This window comes from Microcoleus sp. S13_C3, from assembly GCF_036700905.1.
Classification (GTDB): Bacteria; Cyanobacteriota; Cyanobacteriia; order Cyanobacteriales; family Microcoleaceae; genus Microcoleus.
Genome location: NZ_JAUBPT010000054.1, coordinates 42,793 through 48,050, shown reverse-complemented (window position 1 = coordinate 48,050; position 5,258 = coordinate 42,793). Strand labels below are relative to the sequence as shown.

Annotated in this window: 4 protein-coding genes; 2 read left to right on the top strand and 2 right to left on the bottom strand. The window is 46.0% G+C overall.

Going from position 1 to position 5,258, the window contains the following annotated elements:
* Positions 1–111: 111 nt before the first annotated feature.
* Both QUA16_RS16545 and QUA16_RS16540 read right to left on the bottom strand, forming a co-directional pair.
* On the bottom strand, positions 112–1,023 hold the full coding sequence (locus tag QUA16_RS16545; RefSeq protein WP_333103507.1) for a pantothenate kinase: 912 nt from the start codon (positions 1,021–1,023) through the stop codon (positions 112–114).
* Positions 1,024–1,074: 51 nt separating this feature from the next.
* On the bottom strand, positions 1,075–1,218 hold the full coding sequence (locus QUA16_RS16540) for a hypothetical protein (RefSeq protein ID WP_333181253.1): 144 nt from the start codon (positions 1,216–1,218) through the stop codon (positions 1,075–1,077).
* A 119-nt stretch (positions 1,219–1,337) separates the two neighbouring features.
* On the opposite strand from QUA16_RS16540, the gene QUA16_RS16535 reads away from it, so the two are divergent.
* Positions 1,338–3,446, top strand: coding sequence for a GAF domain-containing protein (locus QUA16_RS16535; protein WP_333103505.1), 2,109 nt, complete (start codon positions 1,338–1,340; stop codon positions 3,444–3,446).
* A 644-nt stretch (positions 3,447–4,090) separates the two neighbouring features.
* A partial coding sequence (locus QUA16_RS16530) for a Calx-beta domain-containing protein (protein WP_333103502.1) occupies positions 4,091–5,258 on the top strand: 1,168 nt, incomplete at its 3' end.

Here is a 5,258-nt window from a genome sequence, read left to right as displayed (position 1 = left end):
CAACAGTCAACAGTCAACAGTCAACAGTCAACAGTCAACAGTCAACAGTCAACAGTCAACAGTTAACAGTCAACAGTTAACAGTCAACAGTCAACAGTCAACAGTTAACAGTCAACAGTCAACAGTCAACTGGCTAATTCCCCAAAAAATAGCCTCTGGTGCGTCAATTAAGCCGGAGGCTGTATCAGGAAAGGCTGCTGTGAGGTATTTTAAAAGCATAGTGCGATCGCCCCCCGTGAGTGCAATTTTGCTATCAGGAAACAAACACCGCCAATCTTCAATAAAATCCCTAACTCCTGCCACCGCCGCATACACAACTCCGCTTTGAATTGCCCCAGCAGTGTCTTTCGCCCAGCGGTATGGCAGATTTTGTGGTAAGCTGATTAATGGTAATGCAGCGGTTTTTTTAGATAGCGACGATAACTGCAAACCCAAACCTGGTAAGATTGCGCCCCCAACTAAATACCTATTGACATCAGCCCCAGTAAATGTTAAAGCTGTACCAGCATCTATAAGTAAAACTGGCCAACCAAATTGGTTGCCAGCACCCATTACAGCCAAAGCTCTGTCAATTCCCAGGGTAGGATAGACACCCCCGATCGGTAACTGGTCTAAAGTAATAATCCCGACATCTGGATAACTCTGCCAAATTGCTGTTTGCTGGGGAACAACGGAGGCTAAAACTAGAGGCAGGGGAACTAAAGAAAGTGTGTGAGGACTAGAAAATGCGGGAGTAGCAGGAAGACAAAGGAGATTTTGAGAAGATATTTCCTCGATCGACCTCATTACTATTTGCACTAAATATTCTGCTTTTTCCTGCTCCGAGAGCCGGGAAACAGTATCAGCATTGAGATGGTCTGTATCCCATGTTTTCTCCAGGGTTTTGCCCACAAATAATCCCCAGTGCAGCCGGGAATTGCCGATCGCCAAAGCTATTTTAATCTGCGCTTTACCTGTCGATCCAGAAGTAATGTTGTCGGTGCTTGCTGGCGAACGAAAATTGTCGGGAATTGAATTTTCCATGTTGAGCTAGCCGGCGCAAACATTGAACTAAAGATAGATTTTAGATTAATTTTAGTCGATTAAACGGGCGGTTAACTCTATTTGACATCTGACCAAGTTCCATGCCACGCACCAATTAGTATTGTCGGCTGCAGAGGGCATACTTGCTAAATATAAATATTTGTAAAGCAAATAATTGCTTTGCTCAGGCTGCATCCTTTATAATGTCTTAAGATATTCCAAAGTCCTGGTAGCTGCGATGGGGCTTTTGGCGGGGTAAGCACAGGTTTAAAAAACCCGACTCAATCAAAATACTGTACAACTGCTGAGTAAATATGTCTTTAAAAATACAAGAACACGAAAACCCCTGGTACAGAGTAACTTCGCGGTTGCCTGAATCTGAAAATTGGAGGCAGGAAGAAAGTCTTTCGCTGCCGGAAGTAGACCAACAAAAAGCCCTAATCGTGCAGATGCAGCAGCAAGTTCAGTTATCAAACTTGCTGAACCAAATTAATAACGAAATTCGCAGTACACTTGACATAGAAGAAATTTTGACATCGGCCTGCAGATTGCTGGGGCAAGCGTTACAGGCCAGCCGCGTCAGCATTTTAGTCAAAGAATCCAATACAGAAAAAACTTTAGTCACGCGCGGAGAGTACAACGCGGGGGACTATCCGATCCAACTGGGAATGAAAGTACCCATGAGTGACAACCCGCATTTGGCAGCCGTCGTTTCTCAGCAAGAGTCCCTAGCAGTGACGAAGTTTCTCGATTTTCCGGGATTGAATCCACAAACCCGAAAAATTGCCGAAGCTTTGGAAATTAAGTCAATGCTGGCAGTAGCTACTCGCTATCAAGGTGAAGTGAATGGCATAATTGGTTTGCATCAGTGCGATCGCGAACGGGAATGGACTGATTGGGAAAGGCAGCTTTTAGAAGGGGTAGGATCGCAATTGGCGATCGCGATCAATCAAGCCAAACTCTATAGCAAAACCAGGCGTCAAGCCGAACGAGAATCGCTGCTACGGCTGATCGGCAACCAAATTCGCAGTACCCTGGATCTGGGAACTATCCTGGAAACAGCGGTGAGGGAAGTCCGCCAACTCTTGCAGTGCGATCGAGTAATTATCTATCAGTTTCAAGACAACTGGCAAGGAAAAGTTGTTGTTGAAAACATGACTGTTCCTTGGCCTTCAATTTTAGGAGATATGGGGGCTGATAAGTGTTTCCGGGGAGATTACGCCGATCTTTACCAGCAAGGGCGAGTCAAAGCAATTAATGATATTTTTAATGCTGGTTTAGAGCCTTGTCATGTCGATTTCTTAGATAGTTTGCAGGTAAAAGCTAATCTGATTGTGCCGATTGTTACATCCAGAACAGAAGAAAATACCTCCGACACAGCCGGAAGCTATAATCCTAAATTTCCCGGTAGGCTGTGGGGTTTGCTGATTGCTCACGAGTGCGGGGATACCCGCAATTGGCAGCGCCAAGAAATGGAGTTGCTATCCCAAATAGCCAACCAAATGGCGATCGCCATTCAGCAAGCAGAACTTTACAGCCAAGTCCAAGACGCTGCAGTAAAATCTCAAGCTCAAACCCAGCAGTTGCAGGCTGCGTTAGAAGAATTGCGATCGGCGCAGCAGCAATTGATTCAAAGCGAAAAAATGTCAGGTTTGGGGCAAATGGTAGCGGGAATTGCTCATGAAATTAACAACGCCAACAATTTCATTCACGCTAACTTGTTTCACGCTCAAGAATATTTTAAAGCCTTGAACGAAGCTCTAGAAGTGGCCGGAAATGCCTGCCCGGAAGCAGCGGCAGCAATTGTCAGAATCAATGAAGAACTAGAACTCGATTACATTCGAGAAGACTTTGGTAAACTGCTCAATTCTATGCGGGAAGGAAGCGGGAGGATTCGCTCGATCGTGATGACGCTGCGAAATTTTTCTCGTTTAGACCACGCTGAATTAAAACCCGTAGATTTAAATGAAGGTTTAGAAAGCAGTTTCTTGATGCTGCAAAATAAGCTAAAAACCCATATCAAAATAGACAAGCAATACGGCAGTTTGCCCCCCGTCCAATGTCATGCCAGTCAAATTAACCAAGTATTTTATAATTTGATTGACAATGCTTTAGACGCGCTTCAGTCAACGAGCAAACCGGGGGAATTAACTATCCGCAGTTGGCAAAACGAGCCGGACTGGGTAACAATCTCTGTCCGCGACACGGGAAGTGGCATTCCTGCTGAAATTCAAGACAAGATTTTTGACCCATTTTTTACTACTAAACCTGTGGGTAAAGGCACTGGTTTGGGACTTTCAGTGTGCTATCAGGTAATTGTCCAAGCTCACGGTGGCAAGATCCGTTGCGTCAGTCAGGTTGGCGAAGGAAGTGAGTTTATTGTAGAGTTGCCGCTGACAAATCAGAGGAGGATAAGTGCATAATTCCTGGTTTAGTAAGATTCACCCTGTTTGGTCACTCTGGCAGTAGTATAGAACCCATTTGACATCTTGAGGGCGATCGTCAATCACATTACGTATCACCAATAAACTTGGTTTTTTAGCGATGCCTACGGCCAGCTTCGCTAACGCATTTTTAATCGAATCAGATTTAACTTACGCCCGAACCCCAATTTTCAGAAATTCCCAACAGGGTGATGCTTAGACATATAAAATCTTGAGTATTTTTTACTCATAACTGTCTCTGCGGATTCACTTTTGTCCCCTGAATCACTGAAAGCGGCCTTTTGGGGGGCCCGGAATGTGGGATTTAAGCTCTCCTCTACAGATGTGGAAAACCCGCTTTTTATAGGGCTGAAAAAAAGATCGCAATTTGTCCGGATAAAACTTATTGATGATGAAAGTTAGACATATCTATGTAAATAGGTGTAAGTAGGTGTAATTATTTACACTCAAAATTTGAGCAGGGGCAATAATACCTTCAGAGGCTTATTGGGCAAGCATTTTTACTTGATTTACCTGCATCTATGAGGGAATTTTTCTTGCAGTGACCGATCGCTACCAGAAAGCCCAACCTCTGGTTTTCACTCACTTCTAATCCTTAATTACTCATCATCAAAGGAGAAGCTATGGCTACTTCAATCACTGGTTCTTTGGGTCAAAACACTAATTACAGCAGTGTCACTGACCTAATTACACAATGGCCTACTGCCGCCAAGAATCAAGGCATCCAACTGTCTGGGATAGCTTTTGATGGCTTTGAAACGAACTACACTAACCCTGAACCCATCGCCAACCTCACGTTAGCAACGAACGAAACCCCTAAAAGCGGGTTGAGCTACGGCGCTGAGCCTGGTATTGGTGTCCTAGGCTCTTATAGTGGTTGGTTTACCGACCCCACTAAAATTCGGGCGGAAATCAACCATGACCCCAACACCAATCAATCTCAGGTGCTGAAGGTGAAATGGGCAGATAACAAAGACATCACTAGCGCCACGATCGACCTGAGTGCATTGAGTGTCAAAGCAGCTCCTGGATTGGGCGATCAAGGTAATGAAGTTGGTTTGTTGCAAATCTTCAATAACGGGGCTTTGGTACCGGCTACCAATTTTACGATCGCTCGCGTCAACGCTCCGATCACTCCAAAACCGCTCGGTGTGTCTTCAGATGGAGTGACTTTCATTGGCGATCGTACCGATGGCAATTTCACATTCCAGATACAAGCAAATTCCACTAGCGTTGCTTTTGACGAATTACGGTTCTCCGCCAAAGCCTACGATAGCCCCACCGCTGCCTACCTCGGCACATCCCCCAAAAGCGATAGTTCCGACTACCTAGTGCGGAGTATTCAATATCAAGGCCTTGATGTGACGCCGACGCCGACGCCGACGCCGACGCCGACGCCGACGCCGACGCCGACATCTCCAAGTATCTTCCAGTTCGCCCAACCAAATTACACGGTGGCTGAAGGCGGTCCGGTTACGATTAACGTTACTCGCACCGGTGGCACGGCGGCTGCATCGATTAACTACGCTACTCTTGACGGTTCGGCAAGTTCCACAGGCAGTGCACCGGATTACACTGGAACGGCGGCGGGGGTGTTGAATTTTGATGCGGGGCAAACTACCGCTAGTTTCACTGTGACGGCTTTGACTGATTCGATTTTGGAATCGCCGGAAACGGTGAATTTGGTGCTCTTCGGTGGCAATGTCGCCAGTAGTCCGTCAATTTTGACGATTAATGATGTGCCGCCGACTCCGGGGACAACTCCGGCGCCGACGCCTACGTCTCCAAGTA